The 4,387-nt window shown below is 46.6% G+C and carries 8 protein-coding genes; all 8 read right to left on the bottom strand.

Annotated features, from left to right (window positions below; genetic code table 11):
* Positions 1–108: 108 nt before the first annotated feature.
* Complete coding sequence (locus ACTOY7_RS21410) at positions 109–321, bottom strand: GNAT family N-acetyltransferase (protein WP_482672800.1); 213 nt, start codon at positions 319–321, stop codon at positions 109–111.
* A gap of 14 nt (positions 322–335) precedes the next feature.
* Complete coding sequence (locus ACTOY7_RS21405; protein ID WP_482672799.1) at positions 336–809, bottom strand: SAM-dependent methyltransferase; 474 nt, start codon at positions 807–809, stop codon at positions 336–338.
* A 117-nt stretch (positions 810–926) separates the two neighbouring features.
* Positions 927–1,739 (bottom strand): MerR family transcriptional regulator, encoded by an 813-nt coding sequence (locus ACTOY7_RS21400; protein WP_160284803.1) that lies wholly within the window; start codon positions 1,737–1,739, stop codon positions 927–929.
* 91 nt (positions 1,740–1,830) lie between these two features.
* Positions 1,831–2,163, bottom strand: coding sequence for a hypothetical protein (locus ACTOY7_RS21395; RefSeq protein ID WP_482672798.1), 333 nt, complete (start codon positions 2,161–2,163; stop codon positions 1,831–1,833).
* A 44-nt stretch (positions 2,164–2,207) separates the two neighbouring features.
* Positions 2,208–2,621, bottom strand: coding sequence for a dUTP diphosphatase (locus tag ACTOY7_RS21390; protein ID WP_482672797.1), 414 nt, complete (start codon positions 2,619–2,621; stop codon positions 2,208–2,210).
* Positions 2,618–3,325, bottom strand: a complete 708-nt coding sequence (locus tag ACTOY7_RS21385) for an FAD-dependent thymidylate synthase (RefSeq protein ID WP_482672796.1) — start codon at positions 3,323–3,325, stop codon at positions 2,618–2,620. The genes ACTOY7_RS21390 and ACTOY7_RS21385 overlap by 4 nt, the downstream gene beginning before the upstream one ends.
* A gap of 46 nt (positions 3,326–3,371) precedes the next feature.
* On the bottom strand, positions 3,372–3,698 hold the full coding sequence (locus ACTOY7_RS21380) for a hypothetical protein (RefSeq protein WP_482672801.1): 327 nt from the start codon (positions 3,696–3,698) through the stop codon (positions 3,372–3,374).
* A gap of 84 nt (positions 3,699–3,782) precedes the next feature.
* Positions 3,783–4,387: nucleotidyl transferase AbiEii/AbiGii toxin family protein (locus ACTOY7_RS21375; protein WP_482672795.1), on the bottom strand; the 605-nt coding region annotated here is incomplete at its 5' end.

Here is a 4,387-nt window from a genome sequence, read left to right as displayed (position 1 = left end):
CCATATTTCAAATCGCTCCATTACTGTGGAACGCCTCCTTATGAACTATTATACTGTATTAAAATGTATGTGTAAATACCAAAGATTTATTAGTACACCCACAATACCTCAATGAAAACTTTTTGTGGGTTTCTCCGACTTTTGAAAAAGCAATTCCGGGTTTAAGTCACTTTTCCCGGGGCGTTTTCCCCAATACTGATAAATGGAACTGTCACCCAACCATTCTTTCAAATCTGAAACATCTTCTTTTCGCAGAGGGCGTAGGATAAGTTGATCCGTTTCAAGAACAGGCTTATTCTGCGCATAATCCTGTAATTTCATAAGCCACCCCCCTCTTAAAATTTGAATACCTGTCCCCAATCAAAATAGCCGGACGCTTCTGTGCTTTTCGGCCATTCGCTGCACCATGCGGGAACACCGGGTGTTTCAACCCTGTCAAAACTCGGAGTGTACGACTTGATGTCAAGTACGGGCGTATTGTCATTTGCGTCAATGAATGTAACACGAATCATGCCGTTGGTGAAATCAATGTTAATAATTTCAGACGCTGTTAATGCAATAGGGTTCGGACGCGCAGGAGATCGTGTCGCAAATACACCCATGATTTCGGGTGCGCCTTTATAGGGCTGTTCTGTCTGTAATTCATTCCGGTCTGCGCCGTTGTCGCAATCGCTGAACCACCAAAGAACATTGATGTGGCTGAAGCCTTCTAAGGCTTGCAGTCCGGGAATGTACTCTGGCTCTAACTGAATAAATGTGCCGTTTTCATCATTTTTTACTTTACCAATGGCTTTTAATTGATAGGTCATATTTTTCCTCCTTGCTTTGTTGGTAAATCCAGTATAATACCTCACATCATGTGAGATGCAACAGGGAAAAATAAAAAATGCCCTGCATTTTCACAGGACATTTCAAAGTTTACACAATCATGTGTATTCCAGCGGTATTTGAAGCTCAATCAAATATTTTTCAGGGTTATTCTCATTCCACGGACCTCTATGCACGATCTGACGCATCGGATTAGACATTTTGTATTTGCTGTTTGTCTGCAACCATTCGGCAAAGGCAAGGTAAGCGCCTTTTATATTTGCAAAATCGCCATAGACCATTGTGCAAGCCATGTACGGGACTGGTTCTGTCATGTGGAAACAAAATGGCCTTTTTGCCTTTCCCATTTTCTTTACAGGGGCGCATAGCTCAATATCAACATCTGTCTCTCGAAATTCTGTATCGTGATAAATGGAAAATGTATTGCCCGTTATTTCGATTTTTTGTGCTTCTGTAAAAGTAGAAAGTTCTTTCCATAAGTCGCCCTCGAAATAGTAATTCGGTACAATTTTCCGCAAGGATAGCACCTGATACGCCGGGATTGACTTAACGGATATGTTATAGTGCAGTTCTCCTTTACCACCCTGTATTTCACTTTTTGTAAGTTCGATCTTCCGAAGTTTTTCTTGTTCGGCCTGTATTGCATTTTCTATCTCTATGCGCTTTTTGTCGAGCTGCGCAAGAAGTGATTGCTCGTCCATCGTCAGGGCAAGCGCAATTTCCGAAACATTCAGTCCACTATCCCGCAAATACAGAATCTTATTTAGACGCGGTATTTGCTTTACTGAATACAGTCGGTGTCCCGTCCACTTGTCAACCTCTGCCGGTGTCAGAAGTCCTACCTCGTCATAGTAGCGAAGCATACGAATAGATACCTGCGCCAACTTTGAGAATTCCCCTATCCTAAACATCGTTTCACCACCTACTCCCAACTATATTTGTATTTTTATCTCACTACAGCTTTTATGTTACTTGCTGCATCCTTATTATACCGCCTTTCTTTCAGTCTATCAATGTCGTTGCGTGGTGCAAGAACATTTTCTGGGATTCTACTAAATGGCAAGCAATGCAATCTTCCGTAAGATTGCGTATTTTGGCAGGAATCCGTTTCCGGTATTCCTGCCAAAATGCTTGTTGGTGACATGTCCCCAAGCCCCTGAGATCATCACCTGCGGTGATGGCTGCGCGTTCCATTGGAACGCTGAAATCTTTATACATGAAGATAGAAAAAGAAAAAAACCTTATCATAGCTATAATATCCTCGGCATTATGAAAGAATTGAACAGCAAGAAGTAAAGCGGTCACGGAAATGACCGCTTTCTTATTATTTCCCATACTGTCCTAAATTAAGTCTGGAAACACTCTATATTTATCCTGATTTATGCCCCGGTACTCCCAAAGCCTCCGGTTCCGCACTCCGCGCCCAAATCCGTTACAAAATCTGCAATCACAACAGGAGTAATTACAAGCTGGCCTATCCGCGTTCCTTTGGAAAGTTCCTGCGGTTTGTTGCTTACATTACTGATAATGGCATGGATTTCCCCGCGGTAGCCGGAATCCACAGGAGGTAGCTCACAGACCAGGCCCCTTACTGCCATGCTGGTGCGGGGAAACACAAAACCCGCATACCCGTCCGGCACTTCAATCCCGAACCCAAGCGGAACCTTTGCGATCTCGCCCGGCTGCAAGGTGCAGTCGTAAGGCATATACACATCCGCCCCAGCGTCGTTACCATGTGGTCGGAAAGGTAGCTGGCTCTCCGGCACACCAAAATCAATCAGCTTGATCTTCATGCACCGCCTCCTTCCAAAAGTACCGGGTAGTCGTTTCTTAAAATGTTCTCCGGTGTCATGGTTTCCGTCAGTTTCTGCCCACAGGTCATTTGTCCCTCCAGACATTTGTCCATCTGGCAGAACGATCCGGTCTGAGAAGGGGAGAACAAAGCCGGGCTGAGTGCGTAAAGTTCCTCCCAGATTTTCAAGAGTACGATCCGGGTCTCGTCCGTATTGCGCCGGCATACCCGCTGGCCGATGATGTGTTTCCACTGATAGGGCGTGGCGCTGATTATCAGCACATTCCGTAATCCCTGGGGTGTGGCATAGCCCGCTGCGTCATGGCCGATTCCCGCGCTGCACAGCTTTTCGTAACAGTCCATGCCCTCGTGACAGCTTTTTAAGTACAGTTCCCGAACTGCGGCCGGGGCGGTTAAAATCTCATAGGGTACCGCAAAATCCGCCTGTCCAGTATAATTGCTGTATTGCAAAGACGCACTCATAAACTTTACTTCGTTCTGATGCCTGGTGATCTGTGCCAGAAAACGCCGGCTTGCTCCTACAACAGCAACGGTAATCACTGCGAATTTCTGGACCGTGGGGTGAGGGAGGCTGCTGATGGCTGCCACGGTATTCTCGCTGAATGACTTCTCATAGAGTGCCAGCAGATCATCCATCGTGGCGATCTTATGTCCCCGCTGGGTAAGCCGCGCTGCAAAAACCATGTTTCTCTCGGCCTCTGCAACCGCCTGGCAGTTCAATATTTTTACTTCAATTCGGTTGATTGGTATGTCCCTCCTTTACAATGGCTTTCAATAAAAACAGATAGTTTAAGCTGTCTGTAATCTTTTCGTCCCATGTGCCTATGTCATAGCTCGCACCATTGTCAAAGCACATGTCATACAGGGAAACGATATGCTTCGCCAGCATCCCAGCAAGTGCACGTTCCGGTGTGGTATGCTGCAAAGCTGCCGCCGTCTTAAAAGCTCCCAGCCGGTCCGTGTCGTCCCCGGTGTATTCTTTGGTTTTCCGTTGCAGCGTGTCGGCGCAAAGCCGCACCTGCTCGTCAAATACGGCATTGACTTCATTTTGCGTAATGTGACATTCCTCCTTTTTGAAAACAGAAAGCCGGCTACCCTAAAGCATCTTAGAATAGCCGGCAAATAAATGGTTATGTAATTGTTACAGGGTATTGATCTCGTTTTCCAGTTCCCGGACCGCTGCTATGACAATATCGAATGTGGGTACATCACCATACAGCATATCCTTCATGGAATCATAATCCGCCTCTAACGCTGTGAACCGGTATTCCGGCGGGATAATCTTTAAGGTGCCTGGCACAGCCTCCGGGTACTTCGCCCATGCCCTGGGATAGAATTTCATTTTGAAATCCACAACCTTTTTAAGCAGGTCGAGCTGAGAGAAAGCGGCTTCTTTTACCGGGGTCAGAGCCATGCGGTACAAATCGTAATAATGTCTGGAATACCGCTGCGGCATTTCCAGATGTTCCGGCCTGTTGGCCTCATGGTGCAGGATCGTAGCTTTTTCCCAGAAAGTCCGCTCCGGGGCAACCGTCAGAATATTCGTTCCTTTCTGCTCGAACACATCAGGGTAATACTCCGCGGCATACGGCATAATCTCCGCAGACTTTGCCGGCGTCCATGCGGCCAGCGCGCCGATTTCCAGTCGGATCACCTGCAAGGTTCCCGCATTGGTAAACAGTTTTGGGTAGGCAAAAATAACTGTCTGCTTTTCTTCCTCGTCCATGTGAATGTCAGCTTCACGGC

This window comes from Schaedlerella sp. (assembly GCF_056796775.1).
The sequence above is the reverse complement of the archived record's forward strand: the minus strand, read 5'-3'. Positions and strand labels throughout refer to the sequence as shown.

Coding starts and splice junctions, on each gene's coding strand:
- ACTOY7_RS21395 (WP_482672798.1), bottom strand. CDS start 2,163: ATGGGAAATAATAAGAAAGCGGTCATTTCCGTGACCGCTTTACTTCTT.
- ACTOY7_RS21405 (WP_482672799.1), bottom strand. CDS start 809: ATGACCTATCAATTAAAAGCCATTGGTAAAGTAAAAAATGATGAAAAC.
- ACTOY7_RS21400 (WP_160284803.1), bottom strand. CDS start 1,739: ATGTTTAGGATAGGGGAATTCTCAAAGTTGGCGCAGGTATCTATTCGT.
- ACTOY7_RS21410 (WP_482672800.1), bottom strand. CDS start 321: ATGAAATTACAGGATTATGCGCAGAATAAGCCTGTTCTTGAAACGGAT.
- ACTOY7_RS21385 (WP_482672796.1), bottom strand. CDS start 3,325: ATGGTTTTTGCAGCGCGGCTTACCCAGCGGGGACATAAGATCGCCACG.
- ACTOY7_RS21390 (WP_482672797.1), bottom strand. CDS start 2,621: ATGAAGATCAAGCTGATTGATTTTGGTGTGCCGGAGAGCCAGCTACCT.